Below are 23,563 nucleotides of genomic sequence, written 5' to 3' on the forward strand. Positions count from 1 at the left end.
CCATCCTGACACGCTTGATAAATTTATCAACTGTGAGCGACAGCAGCGCAGCACTGCGCAACCAGACCGACGAGGCCGACTTCGTCTCGACCGACAACGCCACCGAGTTTCTGCGGCTGATCAACGTGCTTGAGCGCGAGCTGCGCCGCCAGGCGGTGCGACGTGACGGGCCCAACGCCGAGAAGCGGCAGCTCAACGATCTCATCCGCGACTCCGATGCCCTCTTCACTCGTCGTGAGCGTGACGAACTGCACAGCTTTCGCGTGCTGCGCAACAGCATCGTGCACGAACCGTACGACAACCGATCGCAGGAATACCCGATCGCCGTGCCCCGCGATCAGTCGGTCGCCCGCCTCCGCGCACTCGTGAACAAGGCAGCTCAGCCGCCGAAGCTCTCCGACCTGCCCAAACTCAAGACGCCTGTCGTGCTCGACGCGGATGCCCCGGTCTCACGATTCCTCGAACTGGTGGCACCGCCGCGTTCGTTCTCGCAGGCGCCGTTGCGCGACGGGGACCGCTACGAGCTGGTGACGACGAACCTCTTGGCCCGATGGCTGGCCGCTGAGTTCGTCAGCAGCGACGGCCAGCTCGCCGCCGGGACGCCGCTGCGCGCCCTGCTCGAACACGCCGAGAAGCGCGATCGCCTCGAACTGGTCTCAGAGAGGATGCCGGCCCTCGAGGCCCTGCGCGCGCTGGGAGGCGACCTCGATGCGAGAAGCGACCCGAGCATCCCACCGGCGGCCCTGCTGGTGATGCGCGGGAACGAGCCGGTCGGCATTCTCACGCAGTCTGACATCCCCGATCTGCTGCATTGGATCGAGGGGTAGCAGCCCCGACGCGAGACGCCGCAGCCCGGGCGACCCCGCTTGCTACGCTGGCACGCATGAGCAGAGCCAGCGACAATATGCAGCGGGTGTTCGACATGAGCGTGGCCTCGGTCTACGCGCTCTATGTGGCGAAGGTCGAGCGCAAAGGGCGTACAGTCGACGAGCTCGACGAAGTGATCCAGTGGTTGACCGGATTCGATCACGACCGGCTGCACGCGCTGCTCGACGATGGCGTGTCGTTTCGCGACTTCTTCGCGCAGGCTGCGCTGAATCCCAAGGCATCGAAGATCACCGGAGTGATCTGCGGCGTGCGCGTCGAAGAGATCGACGACCCGCTCACGCAGCAGATCAGATACCTGGACAAGCTGGTCGACGAGATCGCCAAGGGCAAGGCGATGCAGAAGATTCTGCGGGGGTAGCCACGCGGCAGCCTGCTCACCGGCTGCGATGTCAGACCTCCCCGCTACGATATTCACCAACGACCGGAACACTCGGGAGGAAAGCATGCCATACACATCAGCAGGATCTCAGCCCGGACCAAGCGCAATCACCTCGCAAGAGGTGCTCGGCGCGCGCTTTCGCGTGACTCGGTTCAAACCTGGCTATGCGCAGGCCGCAGTTGATGACTTTCTCGACGAGATCACCGCATATCTGCAGCAGGTCGAACGCGGAGAGCCGGCCACGAGCGTCATGACTGTCGACCGCTTGCGCAGCGTGCGCTTTCCGGTCGTGCGCTTTCAGCTCGGCTATGCGCAGGATGCTGTAGACGACTTTCTCGACGACGTCGCGGCCCGCCTGCCCCGCGGCTGAGACACCACCGGTCTGAGTCAGTCGCGCACCTCGCCGTCGAGGTAGACCCAGCGGCCGTCGTCGCGCACGAACCGGGACCGCTCCTGCTGAACGCCGCGCTCGCCGCCAGTCATGTATGTGGCGCGAAACTCCACAATTCCCTCGGAGTCGTCGGACCCGCCGGCGACTGTGTCGACGATCTGCAGCCCCCGCCACCGAACCTCGGGATCGAATCGAAGCTCAGCAGGCCTCGTGCGCGGGTGCCAGGAGGCGAGCAGCCAGGCGGCATCCTCATGACGGAACGCCTCGAACCGTGACCGCATCAGCGCCTCGGCGGTCTCGGGCCACGCCTCGGGCGCGCTGGTCGACGATGAGGGCGCTGAAGCGGCGGACGGATCGGTCGATGCGGAATGATCATTGGTCACAGGGTGAGTCTACGATCGCACCGCGCCCACATATGCCCAGCCCGCACAGTCTCGCGTCGTAGACTCGCCACGTGCAAGATCTCGACATCTTTCTGAAGACCAAGCGGCCTGGCGACAATCTTCCGGGCGAAGCGGCGAGTCTGCGCTGGCTGGCCGAAGCCGAGCCCGATGGGGGAGTGCACATCGCCCGAGTCTTCCGCGTCGACGAGACCGAGCTCGCGATCGAGCGGGTGCACGAGACCATGCCGACTGCGGCATCCGCCCGAGCTTTCGGGCGCGCCCTCGCGCACACGCATGCCGCCGGGGCTCCGTGGTGGGGGTGCCCGCCGGACGACTGGGTGAGACCGTCGTGGGTCGGCCACTCCCACACCCCGCTCGTACTCGACGAGACGCAGGCGGCCCCGAACTGGGGCACGTTCTATGCCGACAGCCGCATCGAGGTGTTCGCCGAGCGTCTCAGCGACCGCGGAGACATCGATGCTGCCCAGCGTGCGGTGTTCGATCGGCTCTGCGACCGGCTGCGTGCCGGGGAGTTCGACGTCGTTCAGCCTGCGCTCGTGCGCGAAGCCGGCCACACCGTCGCCCGCAATCACGGAGACCTCTGGGGCGGCAACGTGATGTACGACGGCGGGCCGACCGGGGTGACGCTGATCGATCCCTATGCGCAGGGCGGGCACGCCGAGACCGATCTCGCGTCGCTCGCGGTCTTCGGTCTGCCCCTTCGTGCGGATGTCGTGGCCGCCTACGACGAGGTCTCACCGTTGGCAGACGGGTGGCGTGAGAGAGTCGGTCTGCACGAGCTGGCCATGATCATCATGCATGCGTACAAGTACGCGGGCGGGTATATCGAAGCGTCTGTGAACCTGGCCCGACGCTACTGCTGAGTTCGGGGTGCGGACTCTGTTCGCGGGTTCTGCGCTTTCGCAGCTGGGCGTATGCATTTGTCCTGCCGCGTGTGCAGAACCTGTCGACTTCGTTGCGCGAATGTGCAGTTCCTGTCGAATGCACGGCGAGTGTGTAGAAGGTGCGGCCATGCGTGGCTGATAGTCGCTGGTTCTGTGCTTTCGCGGTTGGGGATGCCGGAGAGGGTTCGTGAGTGTAGAGAATGTGCTGGACTGATCTTCCAGTGCGCAGAACCTGTCGACTTCGTTGCGCGAGCGCGTTGACTCTGTCGACTTCCTTGTGCAAGTGCGTAGACTCTGTCGACTTCGTTGCACGGGTACGCCCTGTCTGTTGTCTGTTGTCTGTTGTCTGTTGTCTGTTGTCTCTTGTTGGCTGACTGCTGACTGCTGACTGCTGACTGCTGACTGCTGACTGCTGACTGCTGACAGCGCAGCGAGCGTCTGAACCGGAGCTCGAATGAGGCACAGCAACTAGGCTGTGTGCATGCTCATCTTCATCTCAGTGGTTTTGCTCGTCAACGCCTTCTTCAACGTGATCGTCTGGCCGCAGTTTCTGCGCCGTGTGTCGCAGGACAAGCGCGCTCGCGACGAGAACGGCAAGGCCACGAGCTTTCTGCGAGTGCACCAGATTCTCATCGCGATCGCCTTGACTCTCGCCGCAGTGAGCGCAGTCGCCGGGGTCATCGGTCTGGTGAGCGCCGCGACCGCTGCCTAAGGTGCGACAGCTGTGGAGAAGCGAAACAAGAAGAGGCCTGCGAACAAGCGAGTCTCTGTCGCCGCACCGCAGAACGAACCGTCGCCTGCAGACGCAGAACCTGCCAGAGTTCGCGCCGACTCGCAGCATCCGCTGAGCGCGTGGCAGTTCACGGGCACGCTGCGCACGTATCAGCGCGACATTCTGCAGCGCATCGAGGTGGGCAGCCACGAAAGCCTGCACATTGTCGCACCAGCGGGTTCGGGCAAGACGCTCGTCGGGCTCTTGCTCGCCATGCGCGATGGTCGGCGTTCCGTCGTGTTCGCGCCGACAGTGACCATCCGTCAGCAGTGGGGACGAACGGCGAGCGGTCTGGCGACCAGCGCCACACGCCCGGCGGCGTCGCCCGAGCCTGCGGTCTCCGAAGACCCGCAGCACCTCGGCGACCTCACCGCCCTGACCTATCAGATGGTCAGCACCGTCGCCGACTCGAATCCGTTCGACGACGTCGCAGCTGAGATGTGGGTCACAGAGCTCGTCGAAGGCGGGCGCACCGAGCACGATGCCCGCGCCTGGCTCTCCGCACTTGAGCAGAGCAACCCTCAGGCATGGCGTGCAGGAGTGCGCCGCCGCGCAGCTCGGGCCCGCAAGGCCGAGATCGCAGACGACCCCGCCACGATCGAACGTGCACTGCATCCGAACGCGGTCGCGCTGATCGACCGGCTCGTCGCGCACGGGGTGCGCACGATCATCCTTGACGAATGCCACCACCTGCTCGACCACTGGGCGCTGGTCATCCGCTGCCTCGTCGCGCGCATCCGAGCCACCGGCGACACTCCGCTGCTCATCGGGCTCACTGCGACGCTGCCCTCGAGCGAAGACCCGCACTACGCGAACTACGCACAGCTGCTCGGCGACGTCGACTACGAAGTGCCGACTCCGGCGGTGATCCGCGAGGGCAACCTCGCACCGTCTCGCGACATCGTGTGGTTCACCGAGCCGACCCCCGACGAGCAGCGCTTTCTGCGGCGTCACGACGACGAGCTGCAGCAGCTGATCGCCGACACCCTCGGCACGGCCGACGGGCACGACTGGCTGATCTCAGTGCTGCAACCGCCCGTGGCCACTTCCGTGTCGTCTGTTTCTGAGTCGTCTGCTGCCGTGCCGCCCGATTCCGAGGATGCTCCCGGCGCGTCCCTTGCAGCCTCCCGACCGCCCGCCCTTGAGAGCCAGGCGGCCCGCGACGCCGCCCTCGCCCGAGCATTCGACACCGACTTCGACCTCGCCCATGCGGCGGCCGTCATGCTCGCCGACCTCGATCCGAGGCATCCGCTGGTCGGCCGCCTGCCCGCTGGATCGACTGCCGCCCCGACCGCCGAAGACCGTTTCACCGTACTCGCTAGGTACGCGCTGCAGCGGCTGCTGATCGACCCCGAGCGCGAAGGCGACTGGCGGAGGATGCGACGCGTGCTCTCCGACTTCGGCTGGCGGCTGACCGATCGCGGGCTGCGGCGCGGGCGAGACACCGTCGAGCAGGTGCTGGCCATGTCTGCGGCCAAAGATCAGGCGGCCGTCGACATCCTGCACGAGGAGCTGCGCCGCGACGGCGAGCTCGTGCGTGCCGTGGTGGTCACCGACTTCGCGACGCACGGGAACTCTCGTTCGCAGCGGCGTGCCTCGGGCGTCTCAGACGTCTCGGGCGGAGCGCACCAGCGCGGTGCCGCAGGAGGGGCGGCAGAGGGGTCGACGGGTTCGGCGCAGAGCGGCGCGCTGCGCGCCTTCGAGACCATCGCGGCAGATCCGATCATCGCCGAACTGCATCCGGTGCTGGTCACCGGCCAGCATCTGCGCGCGAGGGCTGATCAGGCCGAGGCGCTCGCGGATGCCCTGTCTCAGCTGTGCGGGGCGACCTGCACGGTGCGCGGTGGGGCAGAGGCTGAGCGCATGACCGGCACGAACACGGCCAGTGAGACCAACACGGCCAGTGAGACCAGCGCGAGGTCACAGGCGGGTGTGGCTGGCGCATCCGTCGCCGATATCGAAACCGACGCCAGTGCGGCCACCATCATCGCGGGCCTCAACCGCCTGGTCACCGAGGGGCGTGTGCGTGTGCTCGTAGGCACCCGCGGTCTGCTGGGCGAAGGCTGGGACTGCCCTGCGATGAACACGCTCATCGATCTCACAGCGACCGCGACCTCGGCGGCGACGCAGCAGCTGCGCGGGCGAACGCTGCGGCTCGACCCGGCGTGGCCGGGCAAGGTCGCCCACAACTGGACGGTCACCTGTCTGCTGCCGGCACGGTCGAAGCTTGACGGCAGCTCTGAGCTCAGCCGGCTGAACCGCAAACACGAACACCTCTGGGGCGTCGATCTCGAGAGCGAACGTGAGATCGTCACCGGTCTCGCCCATGCGCTCACGATGGAGCAGATCGCACGGCTCAGCGTGCGGCTCGGACAGGGTGGCGAAGCCGGCGGCACGACCCCAGGCGGTGTCAGACCCGAGGCAGCGGAGAAGCTCACCGAGCGCAGCCTTGCGGCCCTCGAACCGCGGCCCACGACCTGGAGACGCTGGGGCGTCGGCGAACCATATGCCGACCAAGAGGGTCAGGCCGCCGTTCTCGGCGACGGGCGCTCCGTCGCGAATCTGCACGTGCCGACGCTGCTCGGCCTCACCGCAGTGCTCTGGGCCGTTGCCGCGTTGTTCGCCGTGCTCATAGGACGAACGTTCTTCGGCTTCGGTCTGTCAGCGGGCGGCCTCATCGCTGCGCTCGTGTACCTCGTGGTCTGCGTCTGCGTGCTCTGGCGCCCCACGCTCGAGGCGGCCCGGCGCATTCGCTACCGGGCCCGTCCCGAGCAGGTCTACGTCGGCGCGCTGCAGTCAATAGCCGACACCTTCGCCGACGAGGGCACCACCGAGCGCATCGGCCGTGCCAACCTGACGGTGGCGGCCACTCGCGACGAGAAGAGGCGACCCGTCTCGTGGACGCTCGGCGTCAACGGCGGCTCCGAGGCCGACCGCCGCCTCATCATGGATGCCGTCGGCGAACTGTTCGGCCCGGTCGAGCGCCCGCGGTTCCTGCTGCGCATCGATCGCGGGCCGGTCACTTTGGCCAGCGTTCTGACGGATGGTCCGCTTGCCCTGCTCGATCGCCTGCTGCCCGCCTCGACGCTGCTCGCGGTGCCGAAAGAACTCGGTCGGCGTGCAGAGACCGCGAAGCGATTCGCGGATCGGTGGAGTCGCACCGTCGGGCCCTGCCAACTGATCGAGGCGCGTGGCATCGAGGCCGCACCTCTGATGACCGAGGCGCGTCGAGGTCAGCGTCCGTCGCCGCAGCGACGTCGGGTGTGGAGCTGATCCGCTGTCGACGACGCAGGATCGCACTGAGCGATCGGCCGAACCGTGTCGAACTAGCGACTGATCTCGCGGCGCGAACCGGGCATCATCTGTCGTACCGCGAGCCAGGCTGCGACAGCGCCGACGCCGGCGAACGCGGCGAAGAAGAAGGTCAGCGACCGTGCGCTGCCGGGAATCGACGGGCCGCCGAGATTCACTAGCAGGCCGGCCAGCGCCGAACCGACCGTGTTTGCCAGCAGCTGCACCGTGTTCACGCCGGCCGAGGCCTTCTGCGACTCCACCGGGTCGTCCGTGCTGCGCAGCGCCGCGGCCGCTGTGTGCCCGAACGATGATCCGATGCCCACGCCCGCGACGAACAGCGCGGCGAACCACAGCACGACCGTGCCGAGCCCGGCATCCGCCGGCTGCACCAGGGCGTAACCGGCCAGACCGACCGCAAGCAGTATCGGGCCGCCGACGCGCAGGGCAGCAACCCTGCCGTCAGACACGGCGCCTGAGGTGAGGATGCCGCCGAACGTCCAGCCCCACGAGATCATCGCGCCCAGAAAGCCGGCGACGAACGGCGACATCCCGGCGAGCTCCTGGCCGAAGAGCGGAACGAACGCCTCGACCGTCGAGGCGGCAGACAGGGCGGCGATCACGATGTAGATCCACCGCAGCGGCGAACCGCCCCGGTAGACGCTGTGCGGCAGCAGGGTGCGTGACCCGCTGCGTTCGACTAACACGAACGCGACTGCCAGCGCTGCGGCGACGCCGAGCAGGGCGAGCACCTGCCGCTGCTCGGTGAAGACGACGGTCAGCGAAAGCGCCGCCGTGACTCCGGTGAGCAGCGTGAGCGAGACGATCGGCATGCGTTCGAGCTGTTCTGCGGATGCCGTGCGCGGCAGCGTGCGCAGGGCCAGGCCGGCTGCGACGAGCGCGCCGATCGCCAGCGGAGCGAACGCCCCGCGCCAGATGCCGAACTCGGCGAAGAGGCCGCCGAGCATGGGGCCGACGAAGTTGCCGACGCCCCACATCGCCGAGAGCAGGGCGATCGCGCGCGTCCAGAGTCGGGGAGCGAGAGCCACGCGCATGACCGCATAGGCCAGACCAGTCAGCAGGCCGCCGGCGCAGCCCTGCACGAACCGGCCCGCCAGGAACATTGGCATGTTCGGCGCGATCATGCTGAGCACCAGGCCGGTGGCGAAGCCGAGAAACGCGACGAGGTACGCGCGGCGGGCGCCCCAGCCGGCCAGGGCGCGGCCGACGAAGAGCGAAGCGACCACCGAGGGCAGTAGAAATGCGGTCGACACCCACGCATAGAGCTCTTGGCCGCCGATGTCGGCGACCGCGCTCGGCAGCAGGCTCGCGGTCAGATAGACGTTGGTGCCGTAGAGTGCGATTCCGCTGGCGAGCACGATGACGGCTGCTCGGCTCGGGGCGGCGAAGAGATCGCGCCAGGACGCTGCAGTCTTCGGGGTGGTCGATGCGGTGGGTTCGGTAGACATACAGGGCACAGAATACCGGGTGCAGGTGGCTGAAGGTTCGGCGTCGTCAGAATGGCGTTCGCCATGTTCACGCGTGTGAACTAAGATAGATTGGCTCCTCGTTTCGTCTCGATGGAGCCCCGGCGGTTGCCGACCGCCGTCTGTTCCGTGCCCGACCTGGCACACACACATTTTGAGGATGAACCTGATGGCCCTAGTTTCACGCGAGGATCTTCGCAACGTCGCAATCGTGGCACACGTCGACCACGGCAAGACCACGCTGGTCGATGCGATGCTCCGCCAGACGAACTCGTTCGATTCGCATGCCGAGGTCGAAGACCGCGTCATGGATTCGAACGACCTCGAGCGTGAGAAGGGCATCACCATTCTCGCGAAGAACACCACGATCTTCTACAACGGCCCGGCCAGCGACGGCAAAGACATCACGATCAACGTGATCGACACCCCCGGTCACGCCGACTTCGGCGGCGAGGTCGAGCGCGGCCTGAGCATGGTCGACGGCGTCGTGCTTCTGGTGGATGCCTCTGAGGGCCCGCTGCCGCAGACGCGTTTCGTGCTGCGCAAGGCGCTGGCCGCACGTCTGCCGGTCATCCTGGTCGTGAACAAGACCGACCGCCCCGATGCTCGCATCGAAGAGGTCGTCGAAGAGAGCCAGGATCTGCTGCTGAGCCTCGCGGGCGATCTCGAAGACGAGGTGCCCGACCTCGACGAGGATGCACTGCTCGACGTCCCGGTCATCTACGCGTCAGGTCGTGCCGGCCGTGCCAGCTGGAACCGTCCCACCGACGGAGAGCTGCCCGACAGCGACAACCTGGAGCCTCTGTTCGAAGCCATCATGAAGCACGTTCCGGCTCCGAAGTACGATGACGAGGCTCCGCTGCAGGCTCACGTCACCAACCTCGACGCCTCGCCGTTCCTCGGCCGTCTTGCCCTGCTGCGCATCTTCAGCGGCACGCTCACGAAGGGCCAGCAGGCGGCGCTGATCCGCAGCGATGGCTCGCAAGAGAACGTGAAGATCACCGAGCTGCTCAAGACGAAGGCCCTGACCCGTGTGCCAGGTGAGAGCGCCGGCCCGGGCGAGATCGTCGCAATCGCCGGCATCCCCGACATCACCATCGGCGAGACGGTGACCGATCCCGAGGATCCCCGCCCGCTGCCTCCGATCATCGTCGACGACCCCGCGATCTCGATGACGATCGGCATCAACACCTCGCCGCTGGCCGGCCGCGTCAAGGGCGCCAAAGTCACCGCACGTCTGGTCAAGGAGCGCCTGGAGCGCGAGCTCATCGGCAACGTCTCGATCAAGGTGCTGCCGACCGATCGCCCGGACACCTGGGAGGTGCAGGGCCGTGGAGAGCTGGCGCTGGCAATCCTCATCGAAGAGATGCGTCGTGAGGGCTACGAGCTCACTGCAGGCAAGCCGCAGGTGGTCACCAAAGAGATCGACGGCAAGACCTACGAGCCGACCGAGCAGCTGACCGTCGACGTGCCTGAGGAGTTCCTCGGTGCGGTCACGCAGCTGCTGGCCGCACGCAAGGGCCGCATGGAGAGCATGACGAATCACGGCAGCGGCTGGGTGCGCATGGAGTTCATCGTGCCGTCGCGTGGCCTGATCGGCTTCCGCACGCAGTTCCTGACCGACACCAAGGGCACCGGCATCGCGAACACGCTGGCCGCCGAGTACGAGCCCTGGGCCGGCCCGATCTCGACGCGTGTGAACGGATCGATCATCGCCGACCGTGCCGGTGTGGTGACCCCCTTCGCGATCACCAACCTGCAGGAGCGCATGTCCTTCTTCGTCAAGCCCACCGAAGAGGTCTATGAGGGCATGGTCATCGGCGAGAACTCGCGCGCCGAAGACATGGACGTCAACATCACCAAAGAGAAGAAGCTCACGAACATGCGTTCGGCGACGGCTGACACTTTCGAGTCGATGACGCCGAGCCGTGAGCTCACGCTTGAGGAGTGCCTTGAGTTCGCCCGCGAAGACGAGTGCGTCGAGGTGACTCCCGAGGCAATTCGCATCCGCAAGGTCTCACTTGACGCGAACGAGCGCGCTAAAGAGGCTTCGCGTCGTCGCAACGCCTCGAAGTAGGTCGCGCGGCGTCTCCGCGGCGTAGCACTCGTTTTCAGAGTGCCCGCGCCGCGGAGCGACATTCGTCTCAAGAGCGGGTGGTCAGTGGCAGTAATGCCCACTGACCACCCGCTCTTTCTTTGTGCTTTGTGCCTTGTGTCTTTTGCCGCAGCAGCTCACGCCGCCGGAGCTCGAACCAGCTCGACACAGTTGCCGGCGGTCACGGTTTGGCTCGCTCGGCCTCTCGATCGCCTGGCGCGGTCACGGTTTGGCTGGTGCGACCACGGATTTGTCAGAATGCGTGTGATCTTGGCGGAAATCTGCACAGGCCGGCGGAAAAGTGCACGGGCGGCGGAAATGTGCACAGGCCGGCGGAAGTGTGCACGGGCGGCGGAAGGGTGCACAGACCGGCGGAAGTGTGCACAGGCCTGCGAGACGGGTGCTGTAGCAGAGTGCAGAAGACGGACTGCAGAGTGCAGACAGCAGTAGGCAGAAGGCAGAAGACAGCAGACACCAGAAGGCAGAAGGTAGACAGCAAAAAGCCCTGACCCCAGTGTGAGCTGGAGGCCAGGGCTTCAGAACGTCGACGGTCAGATGCCGGGGTAGTTGCGCTCGACGTTGCCCATGTAGAGCTGATGCGGGCGACCGATCTTCGTGGTCGGGTCATCGTTCTGCTCGCGCCACTGTGCGATCCAGCCCGGCAGACGACCGATGGCGAACAGCACGGTGAAGAACTTCGTGGGGAAGCCCATCGCCTTGTAAATGACGCCGGTGTAGAAGTCGATGTTCGGGTACAGACGACGTGACTGGAAGTAGTCGTCTTTGAGCGCGATCTCTTCGAGTTCGGTGGCGATCTCGAGCAGCGGGTCGTGCACGCCCAGCTCGTTGAGCACTGACTCTGCCGAGGCCTTGACGATCTTGGCGCGCGGGTCGTAGTTCTTGTAGACGCGGTGGCCGAAGCCCATCAGGCGGATGCCCGACTCTTTGTTCTTGACCTTCTCGACGAAGTCGCCGACGCTCATGCCCGACTCGCGGATCTGCTCCAGCATGGTGAGCACGGCCTCGTTCGCTCCGCCGTGCAACGGCCCGAACAGAGCGTTGATGCCTGACGACACGCTGGCGAAGATGTTTGCCTGTGTCGAGCCGACGAGGCGAACGGTCGAGGTCGACGCGTTCTGCTCGTGGTCGGCGTGCAGAATGAGCAGACGTTCGAGGGCACGGCTCACAACCGGGTTGACCTCGTACTCCTCAGTGGGCATGCCGAAAGTCAGGCGCAGAAAGTTGTCGACGTAGCCGAGCTTGTTGTCGGGATACATCAGCGGCTGACCCAGGCTGCGCTTGAGCGCATAGGCGGCGAGCACCGGCATCTTCGCGAGCAGACGCACCGACGAGACCTTGACCTGGTAGGCATCCTGCGTGTCGAGCGAATCCTGATAAAAGGTCGACAGTGCGCTTACCGCGCTGGCGAGCACCGACATCGGGTGCGCTTCTTTGGGAAAGACGTCGAAGTAGCGTTTGAAGTCTTCGTTCAGCATGTTGTGATGCATCACTCGGTACTCGAAGTCGGTCAGCTCTTCGGGGGTGGGCAGCTCTCCGTGGATCAGCAGCCAGGCGACCTCGAGAAAGCTGGAGTGCTCGGCAAGCTGCTCGATGGGATACCCGCGGTAGCGCAGGATGCCTTCGTCACCGTCGATGAATGTGATGTTCGACTTGGTAGAGGCGGTGTTCACGAAACCGGGATCGAACGACGTCAGCCCCGTGTTCTTGGTGAGCTTTGTGAAGTCGATCGCATCGTGTCCCGCCGTCGTCTCAAGGATGGGGAACTCGGTCTCACCGTTCGGATGAATCAGCTTCACAGTTTTGTTGCGGTCGCTCACTGCTGTCTCCCTTTACTGATGTGTGACGGCGTCACGGCGTTGTAGCACGGTCAAACGCAATCCTACGAGGTGCGGGTCAGTTCATGAAATCGAGCTCGGGATTCGCCGGTGGGTGTCGGAGAACCTCGCCAAAGACTGTCAGCCCAGCACAAGGCTCTCTGTATGAGAGGCACAAAGAGTGCGTGATATGAGCGGTGCGAAGAGCGCGTGCGACGGCGCACCGCGACGATCGAGTCTCGTGGGTTCGCTGGCTTCGCGGCAGTCAGGCGTCGATGCGATCGTGAGGCATCAGGCGGATGCCCCGGTGCCGCCCGCAGGTCAGAGCGACAGGCGAGCCGCGGCGGTCTCGATCGCGGCATCGGTCGCCGTGAGCGCGAGACGCACATACCGCTCGCCGGCCGAACCATAGAAGTGCCCGGGGCCGCCGATGACACCCAGCTCAGCGAGTGCGCGCATGGTGTCCCAGCCGTCCTCGCCACGAGTGCCCCAGAGGTAGAGGCCCGCAGTGCTGTCGGAGATCTGCAGACCCCAGGTGCGTGCCGCGGGCAGCAGCAGCTCGCGACGCCGACGGTAGACGGCCTTCTGCGCCTGGACGTGTTCGTCGTCGTCCAGTGCTGCGGTCATTGCGGCCTGGACCGGACGTGGCAGCGAGAGCCCGAACTGCTTGCGAAGGTTGACCAGAGACTGCACGAGCTTCGGGTCACCGGCGACGATGCCGGTACGGTAGCCCGCCATGTTGGACTGCTTGCTGAGGGAGTACATCGACAGCACGTTGTGCAGGTCGCCGTCGGTGACGGCGTCTTCCAGGATGCAGGGCACGTGCGCATCCCACGGGGCCTCCCAGCCCAGCTCGGCATAGCATTCGTCCTGCACGATGATCGCGTCGAGCTCGCGGGCCCGCGCGACGGCTCGACGCAGCAGCTGCACGTCGTTGACTCGGCCGTCTGGGTTGCCGGGGGAGTTCAGCCAGATCAGACGAGTGCCAGCCGGCCATTCGTCGGGATCGTCGCTGCTCACCAGTCGCGCGCCTGTCGCATCCGCGCCGACCGCATAGGTGGGGTAGTGCACGACGGGCTGCACCACGACGTCATCTGGCCCCAGCCCGAGCCAGAGCGCGAGCTGTGCGATGAACTCTTTCGAGCCGATCGTGGGCATGACCGCGTCGGTGTCGAGCTCCACCCCTCGGCGGCGGCCGTACCACCCCGCGATGGCCTCCCGAAGGGCCGGCGAACCCGCGGCGGTGCCGTAGCCCGGCGTGTCGGCGTGATCGGCCAGGGCTCGCTGCACAAGGTCGGGAACCGGGTCGACAGGCGACCCGATCGAGAGATCGACGGGCCCGTCAGGATGCTGTGCGGCGCGTTCGCGAATCGGCTTCAGCTGTTCCCAAGGATAGGTCGGAGTCTGCGCGACGAGATTGCGTGGCATGCGTCAGTGGCCCTCACCCTGCGGCGGCAGATCGCGAACGGCGGGATGATCGTAGCCGGTCGGGCCGACCTTGGCGGCACCGCCGGGCGAACCGAGCTCTTGGAAGAAGTCGACGTTGATGCGGTAGTAATCAGACCATTCTTCGGGCAGGTCGTCTTCGTAGTAGATCGCCTCGACCGGGCAGACCGGTTCGCAGGCACCGCAGTCGACGCATTCGTCGGGGTGGATGTACAGGGTGCGATCGCCCTCGTAGATGCAGTCGACCGGGCACTCCTCGATGCAGGCGCGGTCTTTGACATCGACACAGGGCAGTGCGATGACATAGGTCACAGAATCAGCCTCCGAAAGTCTTGCCGCAAGTGTACCGCCCGGTGCTGCCGCCAGACGATGAGGATGTCCTCACCAGCTGCAACGAGCCGGTGCCGACGGCCTGGTCGCTCTCGGCCTCAGCTCGAATGGCTGCCGCTGCGGTGAGGCAGCGGAGCCACCGCGAGAACCGCGACGGCCAGCATGCCGCCGTAGAGCCAGATATAGCCGTTGACGCCGAGGCCGCTGATGATCACACCCTGCGTCGGTGGCGAGGCGGCGAACACGAACATGGTCACCCAGACGCCGACGGCATACCAGGCCGCCGACCAGCGGCCTGCGAGCTCGAGTCGCAGCGCCAGAGCGACGCCGAGCAGTGCGACCAGCGAGAAGACGAGACCGTAGGGAATCGTCGGCGAGGCCGAACCTGTCGGGCGCCAGACGGCGTTGTGGCTGAAAGTGGTGATGAACGTGACCAGCACGCCGAGCAGAATGAGCAGAACCGGCGTGAGCACCGAGTGTACGATGCGTCGTCTGCCGGTCGTGACGGACCCGGTCGGCGGGCTGTAATAGACCTCTGATCGGCCGCTTCTGATCGGCTCCCAGCCGTTGACCAGATCGCGCTGAGCGTCTGGCGACGCCGCGTAGGCGCGCCCGCCGATCTCGGTGAAGTACTCGAAGCCGGGAACCGGGCCGCCGGTGCCGTTCGAAAGAGCGTAGTAATCGCCTTCGACGATCAGCTGGGTGCGGTAGCACTGCATGGCCCGACGAATCTGATCGTGGAAGGGCCGCACATCGACACTGGTGTCGATCTGCCGGTCGGGCACCGTCACCTGACGGCTGTGGGGCAGTGGCTCGAATCTGCTGTTGGCCCGAGTGCGTGCGGCGTCGCGCCGCACTGCGCTGCGCGGACGCTGCACCGCGAAGAGCGTCGAGGGATGCCATGCCTCGTCGTCGAGATGGGCGGCGTCGAAGGCGCGCTGGGTCGCTCGATGCACCATGACATGGTCGGGGTGTCCGTAGCCGCCGATGGCGTTGTACGTGACGATCGCATGCGGCCTCACCTGTTGGATGACCGCCTGGATGTCTTCGGCGACCTGATCGAGCGGGGCGTTTGCCAAGGCGTTCTCGGGGGAGTCATCGGCAGGCTCGGCGACCCCGCCAGGCCCCCACTGCATGCCAGAGTCGCTGTAGCGATGCAGCGCGACGTCGGCGGGCTTGGCGTGCAGGCCGCCGAGCCATCGATGGTCAGTGACCCCGAGCTGTCGCACCGCCTGGCTGAGCTCGGCCTCGCGTGCCGCTGAGAACTCGGGCTGATCGTGTTCGAGGTACTTCAGCGACTCGGGAATCACCTCGCCGAGCTCGCCGCGCGTCGCGGTGAGTACGGTGACCTGAGCGCCCTGGGCGGCATATGTGGCGATCGTGCCACCGCTCCAGAGTGTCTCGTCGTCGGGATGCGCGTGCACAAAGAGCACGCGTTTGGCGGAATTCTCCATGCCGACCATTGTGGCACCAGCCGCCGACACACGGGCAGCGGCTCGCTGCCCACCGCGGGGAAACCGCCGCCGAAGGCCGGCTCTGCCGCGGAATCCGAACGCTGCGTCGTTCGTCGGGGGCGCAGTCTCGCCGTTCGACCGCAGAGGCGATCTATCTGCGTGAACGGCTGAGCGAGGGCCGCCAACAGGCGTCGACAATCGCACAGGACCCGGTTGCGTGAGACAGACAAAAAAGTACGGCTTCCCGGAGCCAGAAATTCGGATTCCCGAATAGCGTTCAACCCCGTGTGTACGGTCACTCCCGGTGCTAGTGTCAGGCGAGTCCACGCTTCATCTGATGATTGGAACGGTGTGTTTCTCGGCACGTTTTTGATCGGCCTGCGCGAGGGTCTCGAAGCCACGCTGATCGTCGGCATCATCGCTGCGTTCCTGCGCAAGAACGGCAAGCCGCTCAGGCCTCTGATCGTCGGCGTCACCGCTGCGGTGCTGCTCAGCATCGCCGTCGGCGTGCTGCTGCAGACCCTCTCCATGAATCTGCCTCAGGCCCAGCAAGAGGCCCTCGAGACCGTCATCGGTGCCATCGCCGTGGTCTTCGTCACGACGATGATTCTGTGGATGAACCACCACGCCAAAAGCATGAAGCGCGACCTCGAGCACGACGCCTCGAGCGCGCTGAACGCGGGCGGCGCCTACGCGCTCGCCGGAATGGCGTTTCTCGCCGTGGTCAAAGAGGGGTTCGAGACCGCTGTCTTTCTGCTTGCCGCCATTCAGGCCTCGCAGTCGAGCGAGGCCCTCGCGCTCATCGGAGCGGCTGCCGGTATTCTCGTGGCCGTCGCGATCGGATTCGCGATCTACGTCGGCGGGCTGCGTCTGAACCTGCGCAAGTTCTTTCGCATCACCGGCATCTTCCTCGTCTTCATCGCCGCAGGTCTGGTGCTGAACGTCTTCCGCACCGCACACGAGGCAGGCTGGATCGTCATCGGGCAGCAGCAGATCGGCGACTTCTCGGCCTGGATGCCGAAGACCTCGGTGCTGGGCGCGGTCATCACCGGCATGTTCGGCATTCCGACCGATCCTCGTCTGATCGAAGTGCTCGCCTGGCTGGCCTACCTGCTGCCGGTACTGGTCATCTACTTCTGGCCCGACTCGCACACCGTGCCGCTGCACCGTCGGCTGCGGCTGAAGATGTGGTTGGCCGGTGGCGCCGTGGTGCTGGCGGCGGCGCTGTTCGCCCTGGTGCCTCGCGTGCACACGGATGCGATGGGAGACACGCTGCAGGCCCAGCGGCCTGGTACGGCACCTGGGGCGACCATCTCGGTTCGACTGACCGAGGTCAGCGCCGATCAGATCACTTTGGCCGTCGACGGGCAGGACGACGTGACACTGCACCATGTCTCTGACGGCGTCGTCGGAGGCGTGCAGCAGAGTCAGTGGGAGACCACGGTGTCGTCGCCGACGCCGAGCGATCTGCCGACGAACCCCACGGTCGCCGACCTGCAGCGACGCAACGGCGGTCGGCTGCCGTCTGGTCTGAACTTCGAGCGCACACCTGGGCCTTTCGAGGCGCAATGGAGCCAGCGCCAGACCTACAGCGCCCGCACGAGCGGCAGCACGCTGATCAACGCCGCGCAGAGCACCACGCTGAATGCGGTGCTGGCCGGCGGCGGCATCAGCGGAACCAAGACGGTCAGCGTCAGCGGCGGTCTGGGCGCAGGCTGGGTCGTCCCCGACGACGAGGTCGCTGCGGTGACCGACCGCCTCGTCGACGCACAGCAGCAGGCGGCCGAGCGTGCTCTGTGGTGGGGGTGGCTTCCCGGCGTGCTGCTGTGCGTCGCCGCCGGTCTGCTGCTCTCGGGCGCGCTCGATCATCGTCGGGCCAAAGATCAGATCGCGGAAGACGCAGAGGCCGGAGTCCATCCTGCGCGGCAGGCCGGTGCTGAGGGTGACCACGCACCGGTCGAGACCGGCGCCGCTGCGAAGTGACGGTTTTCTCTGCGCTCCGTGCAGAGAATCAGAGAGCGGAGAGATCCGCGACAGTTGGAGGGAACACACAGATGAAGAAGCATCACACTCGGGTGCTCGTCGCCGGCGGCGTCGCCGTGCTGGCAGGAATCAGCCTGGCAGGGTGCTCGTCAAACGGCGGCGATGCGGCACAGTCGTCCGGCGGCGCCGCACAGGTCAATGTCACGCTCACCAGTGACAACGGCAAAGACACCTGCAAGCTCGACACCACCGAGGCCGCTGCCGGCCCCGTGACCTTCACGGTCAAGAACGAGAGCGCGCCGGCGATCAGCGAAGTCGAGCTGCTGTTCAACCAGAAAATCATCGGTGAGAAAGAAAACCTCGCCCCAGGCCTCGACCCGGTGAGCTTCACCTCGACGCTCGACGGCGGCAAGTACCGCATCTACTGCCCTGGCGCAGACACCGAGTACGTCGATTTCACCGTGACCGGTGAGGCCGCCGCCGCCCCCAGCGGCTCGGCACAGGACGTCCTCAACGCCGGTGTGCCCGCGTACGGCAGCTACATCAAAGATCAGGTCGCCCAGCTGGACTCGACGGTCAAAGCCCTCGATGCGAAGGTGCAGGCCGGTGACGTCGAAGGCGCGAAGACCGCCTACGCCACTGCGCGCCCGTACTACGAGCGTGCTGAATCGGCCGTCGACGGGTTCCTCGTACCCGGAAACGAGAACCCCGAAGACAACGCTCAGAACCTCGACTACCTGATCGACATGCGCGAGTCGAACCTCGACGACGCGGCCGGCTGGCACGGCTTCCACGCCATCGAGCGCGACCTCTGGCAGGGCGGTGCGATCACTGCCGAGACCAAGACCCTCTCGACCGAGCTGGTCAAGAACGTCGACATTCTGAACACGCAGGTCATCCCGACCTTCACCGAAGGCCTGAAGCCCGAGGATCTCGCCAACGGCGCAGCCGACCTGCTCGAAGAGGTCTCGACCACGAAGATCACCGGCGAGGAAGAGGCCTACAGCCACATCGACCTCGTCGACTTCGCCGGCAACGTCGAGGGCGCACAGCAGGCGTACGCTTCGCTGCGCGACGGCCTCGACAAGATCGACCCCGACCTGGTGAAGACCATCGACCAGGAGTTCGAGAACGTGCAGAAGATGCTCGACGGCTACCGCGATCCGTCAGCGCTCGGCGGGTTCAAGACCTACGACGAGCAGCTGAAGGCGAGCGACTCTGAGAAGCTCACCAAGGGCATCCAGCCGCTGCACGACGCGCTGGCCTCGATCGCAGAGAAGGTCGCCACCGCGTAGTCTGCTGTCAGAGGTGCACCAGCACCGCTGAGCACAGCGTCGTCTGAGTCGCTCGAGCACAGACGACGACGGCCAAAGGGTCGAAAGATATCGAGTACGCGATGACGCGGGGCGCCGGCACTGAGCCGACGCCCCGCTCCCGCGCAGCAGGCAGCACAGCCGCACGCAAGATCGCAGCAGGGGAAGAACGACAGATGTCAGAGAAACAGCCAGAGAGCCACGAACCCGGCCACGAACCCGGCCACGCACCCGACGCAGGCGCTCAGACGCAGGCGACGGGGGCATCCGCCGAAGAGGCGAAGCCACGAGCCGGCGTGAGCCGCCGTGCGCTGCTGACCGGAACCGGACTCGGCGTCGTGGGAGGTGCGCTCGCCGGAGGCGGCATCACCTGGGCCACGACGAACCAGGACGGCAAAGACACCATCGAGCTGCACGATTCGGTGCCGTTCTACGGGCAGGCGCATCCGGCAGGCGTGCAGACGCCGCCGCAGCGCTACCTGATGTTCATGACGTTCAATGTGAAGACGACTTCGAGGCAGCAGCTGCAGACGCTGCTGGCACGGTGGACGGCCGCAGCCGGCCTGCTGCAGAAGGGCGACGCCGTCGGGTCGGTCGAGCCGACCAGCGAGCAGGGCGTGCCCAAAGACACCGGCGAGGCCTACGGTCTGGCCCCGGCGAGCCTCACCGTCACGATCGGGCTCGGCCCGTCGCTGTTCGCACCCGGGCGCTTCGGGCTCGAGAACAAGCGACCCTCTCTGCTGGCCGATCTGCCGGCTCTGCCGAGCGACAACTTCGACCCGGCGCTCACCGGCGGCGACCTCAGCGTGCAGGCATGCGCCGACGACCCGCAGGTCGTGTACCACGCGGTGCGCAACCTCGCGCGCATCGGGCGCGGGCTGGTCGAGACGCACTGGACGCAGATGGGCTTCGGGCGCGCGTCGGCCGGGCCGGGGCAGCAGACGCCGCGCAACCTGATGGGGTTCAAAGACGGCACGCGCAACATCACCACCGACGACGACTACGAGAAGTTCGTCTGGAGCGACGGCGACGGCCAGGACTGGTTCGCCGGAGGCACCTATCAGGTCGTGCGCAAGATTCGTATGAGCATCGAGACTTGGGACGCCGACCGCATCGGCGATCAGCAGACGATCTTCGGGCGCACGAAGGGCGAGGGCGCTCCGCTGACCGGGTCGAAGGAATTCGACGACCCGGACTTCGCCGCCACTGACGACCACGGAGAGCGCATCATCGATGTGACCTCGCACATTGCGCTGGCGGCGCACGAAAACAACGACGGGGTGAAGGTGCTGCGGCGGTCGTACAACTACACCGACGGGCTGAACCCGCATGCGCAGCTCGACGCCGGCCTCGTGTTCATCACGTACCAGAACGACCCCGATCACTTCGCACGTCTGCAGCGGCGGCTCGGCGCGTCAGACCTGCTGAACGAGTACATCTCGCACATCGGGTCGGGCATCTTCGCGATTCCGCCCTCGCCGAAAGAGGGGCGCTACATCGGTCAGGAGCTCTTCGAAGGCTGAGTCGCTCGGCGCTGGGGCAGCAGCACCGGCACACCGGTCGCCTGCTCGACGATGCGCTCGAGCTGATCGGGCGGCGTCAGGTTCTCCCCAAGTCGGTTCGGCTTGCCCGCACCGTGGTAGTCGCTCGAACCGGTGACGATGAGGTCGTAGGTGCGCGCGACCTGCATGAGGTGTGCGCGGAACTCCGGCGGATTGAGCCGGTGCCAGACCTCAAGACCGCCGAGCCCGGCGTCGGCCATCCGGTGCATGAGGTCGTCGTCGGGCCCGGCGCCGCGCCCGACCGTCGCCGGATGCGCGACCACCGGAACGCCGCCGGCCTCGCGAATCATCGTGATCGCCTCGACCGGGTCGGGTGCGAAGTACGGCTCGTAGTAGCCGGCGCGCGGATGCAGCATTCGGTCGAAGGCCTGGGTGCGGTCTGCGACGATGCCGCGTTCGACCAGGGCGTCGGCGATGTGCGGGCGACCGATCGCCTTCGCCTCGCCTGACTGTGCGAGCACGTCGGCCCAGGTGACGGGGAAGTCTTTGGCCAGCCGGGCGACGATGCGTTCGGCGCGGTGTTCGCGGGAGTCCCGAATCTCTGCGGTCAGCTCGGTGAGCGCCCGGTTCGTCGGGTCGAACAGGTAGGCGAGCATGTGCATCGAGCCGCTGCGGGTGATCGTCGACAGCTCCATGCCTCGCACGAGGCCGATGCCCGCCTGCTCGGCGGCGCAGGCGGCTTCGTCCCAGCCGTCGGTGTTGTCGTGGTCGGTGAGTCCCAGGCAGTCGAGGCCAGTGGCCGCGGCCTCGTCGATCAGCTCGGTCGGCGACTGCGTGCCGTCAGACACCCGAGAATGGGTGTGCAGGTCGATGCGAGTGAATGAGAGGGCCATGTCGTCATCGTACGTGAGCCGCTGCCTCGTCCGGCCGACGTGCCTCTGCGGCGCGTGAGATCGCCTGTTGACACCGGTGCGAGAATGAGAGCATGAGCGATTCAGCACAGAAGCCGGGTGAGGCGCGCTCGCGCACCCCGAAGAACGAGCACTTTCGCACCTACATCTCACAGGGCTGGGCAGACCGAGAGGCGCAGGTTCCCGACACCGACGTCGTGGCCAGGTTCGCCGAGGATCGCCGCGATCGTCTGCATGCGATGCTTCCCGAACACACACTCGTGGTTCCCGCTGGCGACGTCAAAGTGCGCAGCAACGACACCGACTTCCGTTTTCGGCCGCACAGCGCCTTCACCCATCTGACGGGTTGGGGAGCAGACGCGGTGCCGGGCGCCGTGCTCGTGCTGCCGCCGGTCGACAGCGATGACGAGCCCGTGCTGCTCTTCCGCAAACCCGCCGGCCGAGACACCGACGAGTTCTATGCCGACCCCGCCATCGGCGAGTTCTGGAACGGGCCGCGGCCCGGTCTCGACGAGATCGCGGCTCGACTGGGCGTCAGCACGGCCGACATCCGCCAACTGCCTTCGGTCTTGGGAGCGCACAGCGGCCCAGTCTCCGTGATCGCCGGTGTCGACGCGAATGCAGACGCCGCGGTCGACGATTTGGGGGAGCGTCACGACGCCGCTGGCGACAGCCTGCTCAAACGCGATGCGAGCGAACTGCGTCTGGTCAAAGACAGCTGGGAGATCGCGCAGATTCGCGAGGCGGTCGGGGCCTCCAAGGCGGGTTTTGACGACATCCTGCGACGGATGCCGGAGATCAGCGGGCACCCGCGAGGCGAACGTGTCGTGGAAGGGACGTTCTGGGCGCGCGCTCGCGAGCTCGGCAACGATGTCGGCTACGACACCATCGCTGCTGCGGGAGATCACGCGTGCTATCTGCACTGGACCGACAACGACGGCGCAGTGCAGGACGGCCAGCTGATTCTGATCGACGCGGGCGTCGAGGTCGACAGCCTGTATACGGCCGACGTCACTCGAACGGTTCCGGTGTCCGGGCGGTTCTCCGCACGACAGCGTGAGGTGTACGAGGCGGTGCGAGAGGCGGCCGATGCGGCGTTCGCGGTGGCTCGTCCCGGTGTGCGTTTTCGCGACGTGCACAATGCTGCGCTCGAAGTGATCGCTCGCAAGACCAGCGAATGGGGGCTGCTGCCAATTCCGCTGGAGCAGACGCTCGACACGGAATGGCAGCTGCATCGCCGTTTCATGGTGCACGGCACCAGCCACCATTTAGGGCTCGACGTGCACGACTGCGCTCAGGCCCGTCGTGAGATGTATCAGGATGCTCTGCTCGAGCCCGGTATGGTGTTCACGATCGAGCCAGGGCTGTACTTCCAGGCCGACGACCTGACGATTCCCGAGGACTTTCGCGGCATCGGGGTGCGCATCGAAGACGACGTGCTCGTGACCGACGACGGCGTGGAGTCGCTGACTGCCGCCTTCCCGCGCACGGCCGACGAGGTCGAGGAGTGGTGCGCGTCACCCGAGACGTCGGAGTGATCGGCGGAGCGGCGGCCTCTCGCACGTGCGTGCAGACAGGATTCTTCTCGTCTCACTCCTGCGCGGGAGGCACGCGGCTCAGATCTGCGGCGCGCGCGGCGGGGTCGGATCCCCGAGCGACGGCGTGGTACCGAGGATGCGCTGGGCCTGCCCGGCGACCGACGGATCGGTGACCACCGCATACGCGCTCGCCACGACCGCGGTGGTCGACTGGTAGTTCTTGTAGCGGCGGGTCAGCGCATACGTCACGATGCCCGAGATGATGCCGAACCCGGCGCCCAGTGCGAGAGCGGCGAAGAGGTAGTTCATCCCGTTGTTCGGCGTCCAGATCAGCATGATCAGTCCGAGGAACAGGCCGAACCACAACCCGCTGATCAGCCCGCTGAGAGCCGCCTTCGGGTAGCTCAGTCCGGTGGTGATGCGCTCGATGCTGTGCAGGTCGTTGCCCACGACGCTCACTTTTTCGACGGGGAACTCTTTCTCGACCAGCTGGTCGACAGCAGCGACCGCTTCGCGATACGTCTTGTACTCCGCGACGGTCGTGCCAGTCGGAAGCGTCGGAAACATGTGCGGGTTGGTCTGCCCGGCAGAATTTAGTCCATTGCCCATGACCTCATTGTCGCACTCACGCCGGATTGTCGCACTGGGCTGGGTGCACGG

The 23,563-nt window shown here is 66.1% G+C and carries 19 protein-coding genes; 11 read left to right on the top strand and 8 right to left on the bottom strand.

Going from position 1 to position 23,563, the window contains the following annotated elements; all coding sequences use genetic code 11:
• Nucleotides 1-32: 32 nt before the first annotated feature.
• The 3 genes from F8O08_RS05625 to F8O08_RS05635 all read left to right on the top strand — a co-directional run bounded on the left by F8O08_RS05625 (nt 33) and on the right by F8O08_RS05635 (nt 1,637).
• Nucleotides 33-827, top strand: coding sequence for a hypothetical protein (locus tag F8O08_RS05625; RefSeq protein WP_158042811.1), 795 nt, complete (start codon nt 33-35; stop codon nt 825-827).
• A gap of 77 nt (nt 828-904) precedes the next feature.
• The gene (locus tag F8O08_RS05630) at nt 905-1,246 is read left to right on the top strand and encodes a DUF2200 domain-containing protein (protein WP_158037611.1); all 342 of its coding nucleotides are present in this window, start codon (nt 905-907) and stop codon (nt 1,244-1,246) included.
• Between the two features lie 85 nt (nt 1,247-1,331).
• Nucleotides 1,332-1,637, top strand: coding sequence for a DivIVA domain-containing protein (locus F8O08_RS05635; protein ID WP_192496818.1), 306 nt, complete (start codon nt 1,332-1,334; stop codon nt 1,635-1,637).
• Between the two features lie 17 nt (nt 1,638-1,654).
• Here F8O08_RS05635 and F8O08_RS05640 read toward each other — a convergent pair whose 3' ends face one another.
• Complete coding sequence (locus F8O08_RS05640; protein ID WP_225733361.1) at nt 1,655-2,041, bottom strand: YchJ family protein; 387 nt, start codon at nt 2,039-2,041, stop codon at nt 1,655-1,657.
• A gap of 71 nt (nt 2,042-2,112) precedes the next feature.
• Here F8O08_RS05640 and F8O08_RS05645 point away from each other — a divergent pair, with 71 nt between their 5' ends.
• From F8O08_RS05645 to F8O08_RS05660, 3 genes are all read left to right on the top strand, one after another.
• The gene (locus F8O08_RS05645) at nt 2,113-2,925 is read left to right on the top strand and encodes a fructosamine kinase family protein (RefSeq protein ID WP_225733585.1); all 813 of its coding nucleotides are present in this window, start codon (nt 2,113-2,115) and stop codon (nt 2,923-2,925) included.
• Nucleotides 2,926-3,427: 502 nt separating this feature from the next.
• Nucleotides 3,428-3,658 (top strand): SCO4848 family membrane protein, encoded by a 231-nt coding sequence (locus F8O08_RS05655; RefSeq protein WP_158031918.1) that lies wholly within the window; start codon nt 3,428-3,430, stop codon nt 3,656-3,658.
• 12 nt (nt 3,659-3,670) lie between these two features.
• Complete coding sequence (locus F8O08_RS05660) at nt 3,671-6,991, top strand: DEAD/DEAH box helicase family protein (protein WP_158042813.1); 3,321 nt, start codon at nt 3,671-3,673, stop codon at nt 6,989-6,991.
• Between the two features lie 53 nt (nt 6,992-7,044).
• Here the strand turns inward: F8O08_RS05660 and F8O08_RS05665 are convergent, their stop codons facing one another.
• The gene (locus tag F8O08_RS05665; RefSeq protein ID WP_158042814.1) at nt 7,045-8,478 is read right to left on the bottom strand and encodes an MFS transporter; all 1,434 of its coding nucleotides are present in this window, start codon (nt 8,476-8,478) and stop codon (nt 7,045-7,047) included.
• Between the two features lie 187 nt (nt 8,479-8,665).
• Here F8O08_RS05665 and typA point away from each other — a divergent pair, with 187 nt between their 5' ends.
• Nucleotides 8,666-10,573 carry a translational GTPase TypA gene (typA, locus tag F8O08_RS05670; RefSeq protein ID WP_158031915.1) on the top strand — a complete coding sequence of 636 codons (1,908 nt, stop codon included), beginning with the start codon at nt 8,666-8,668 and terminating at the stop codon, nt 10,571-10,573.
• Between the two features lie 569 nt (nt 10,574-11,142).
• On the opposite strand, the gene F8O08_RS05675 is transcribed toward typA, so the two are convergent.
• The 4 genes from F8O08_RS05675 to F8O08_RS05690 form a co-directional block, all read right to left on the bottom strand.
• The gene (locus F8O08_RS05675) at nt 11,143-12,429 is read right to left on the bottom strand and encodes a citrate synthase (protein ID WP_192496819.1); all 1,287 of its coding nucleotides are present in this window, start codon (nt 12,427-12,429) and stop codon (nt 11,143-11,145) included.
• Between the two features lie 318 nt (nt 12,430-12,747).
• The gene (dapC, locus tag F8O08_RS05680) at nt 12,748-13,854 is read right to left on the bottom strand and encodes a succinyldiaminopimelate transaminase (protein ID WP_158042815.1); all 1,107 of its coding nucleotides are present in this window, start codon (nt 13,852-13,854) and stop codon (nt 12,748-12,750) included.
• Nucleotides 13,855-13,857: 3 nt separating this feature from the next.
• Nucleotides 13,858-14,184: a ferredoxin gene (gene fdxA, locus F8O08_RS05685; RefSeq protein ID WP_158031912.1), complete on the bottom strand. Its 327-nt coding sequence runs from the start codon at nt 14,182-14,184 to the stop codon at nt 13,858-13,860.
• 116 nt (nt 14,185-14,300) lie between these two features.
• Entirely contained in the window at nt 14,301-15,656 is a 1,356-nt protein-coding gene (locus F8O08_RS05690; protein WP_192497724.1) for a PIG-L family deacetylase, read from the bottom strand.
• 351 nt (nt 15,657-16,007) lie between these two features.
• On the opposite strand from F8O08_RS05690, the gene efeU reads away from it, so the two are divergent.
• The 3 genes from efeU (at nt 16,008) to efeB (ending at nt 20,475) form a co-directional block, all read left to right on the top strand.
• On the top strand, nt 16,008-17,639 hold the full coding sequence (efeU, locus tag F8O08_RS05695) for an iron uptake transporter permease EfeU (protein WP_192496821.1): 1,632 nt from the start codon (nt 16,008-16,010) through the stop codon (nt 17,637-17,639).
• A 71-nt stretch (nt 17,640-17,710) separates the two neighbouring features.
• Complete coding sequence (gene efeO, locus F8O08_RS05700; RefSeq protein ID WP_158037472.1) at nt 17,711-18,934, top strand: iron uptake system protein EfeO; 1,224 nt, start codon at nt 17,711-17,713, stop codon at nt 18,932-18,934.
• Between the two features lie 194 nt (nt 18,935-19,128).
• Nucleotides 19,129-20,475 (top strand): iron uptake transporter deferrochelatase/peroxidase subunit, encoded by a 1,347-nt coding sequence (gene efeB / locus F8O08_RS05705; protein ID WP_158042818.1) that lies wholly within the window; start codon nt 19,129-19,131, stop codon nt 20,473-20,475.
• Here efeB and F8O08_RS05710 read toward each other — a convergent pair.
• Nucleotides 20,454-21,347 (bottom strand): PHP domain-containing protein, encoded by an 894-nt coding sequence (locus F8O08_RS05710; RefSeq protein ID WP_158042819.1) that lies wholly within the window; start codon nt 21,345-21,347, stop codon nt 20,454-20,456. The genes efeB and F8O08_RS05710 overlap by 22 nt on opposite strands.
• Nucleotides 21,348-21,439: 92 nt before the next feature.
• Here F8O08_RS05710 and F8O08_RS05715 point away from each other — a divergent pair, with 92 nt between their 5' ends.
• Nucleotides 21,440-22,903, top strand: coding sequence for an aminopeptidase P family protein (locus tag F8O08_RS05715; protein ID WP_158042820.1), 1,464 nt, complete (start codon nt 21,440-21,442; stop codon nt 22,901-22,903).
• Between the two features lie 78 nt (nt 22,904-22,981).
• On the opposite strand, the gene F8O08_RS05720 is transcribed toward F8O08_RS05715, so the two are convergent.
• Nucleotides 22,982-23,512, bottom strand: coding sequence for a general stress protein (locus tag F8O08_RS05720; protein ID WP_158042821.1), 531 nt, complete (start codon nt 23,510-23,512; stop codon nt 22,982-22,984).
• Between the last annotated feature and the right edge of the window lie 51 nt (nt 23,513-23,563).

The organism is Pseudoclavibacter sp. CFCC 13611 (assembly GCF_008831225.1).
GTDB lineage: Bacteria > Actinomycetota > Actinomycetes > Actinomycetales > Microbacteriaceae > Pseudoclavibacter_A.

Bases quoted from the DNA above. Each gene is read 5' to 3' on its own strand.
- F8O08_RS05630 (WP_158037611.1), top strand. From the start codon at position 905: ATGCAGCGGGTGTTCGACATGAGCGTGGCCTCGGTCTACGCGCTCTAT.
- F8O08_RS05635 (WP_192496818.1), top strand. From the start codon at position 1,332: ATGCCATACACATCAGCAGGATCTCAGCCCGGACCAAGCGCAATCACC.
- F8O08_RS05655 (WP_158031918.1), top strand. From the start codon at position 3,428: ATGCTCATCTTCATCTCAGTGGTTTTGCTCGTCAACGCCTTCTTCAAC.
- F8O08_RS05665 (WP_158042814.1), bottom strand. From the start codon at position 8,478: ATGTCTACCGAACCCACCGCATCGACCACCCCGAAGACTGCAGCGTCC.
- typA (WP_158031915.1), top strand. From the start codon at position 8,666: ATGGCCCTAGTTTCACGCGAGGATCTTCGCAACGTCGCAATCGTGGCA.
- dapC (WP_158042815.1), bottom strand. From the start codon at position 13,854: ATGCCACGCAATCTCGTCGCGCAGACTCCGACCTATCCTTGGGAACAG.
- F8O08_RS05690 (WP_192497724.1), bottom strand. From the start codon at position 15,656: ATGGAGAATTCCGCCAAACGCGTGCTCTTTGTGCACGCGCATCCCGAC.
- efeO (WP_158037472.1), top strand. From the start codon at position 17,711: ATGAAGAAGCATCACACTCGGGTGCTCGTCGCCGGCGGCGTCGCCGTG.
- efeB (WP_158042818.1), top strand. From the start codon at position 19,129: ATGTCAGAGAAACAGCCAGAGAGCCACGAACCCGGCCACGAACCCGGC.
- F8O08_RS05710 (WP_158042819.1), bottom strand. From the start codon at position 21,347: ATGGCCCTCTCATTCACTCGCATCGACCTGCACACCCATTCTCGGGTG.
- F8O08_RS05715 (WP_158042820.1), top strand. From the start codon at position 21,440: ATGAGCGATTCAGCACAGAAGCCGGGTGAGGCGCGCTCGCGCACCCCG.
- F8O08_RS05720 (WP_158042821.1), bottom strand. From the start codon at position 23,512: ATGGGCAATGGACTAAATTCTGCCGGGCAGACCAACCCGCACATGTTT.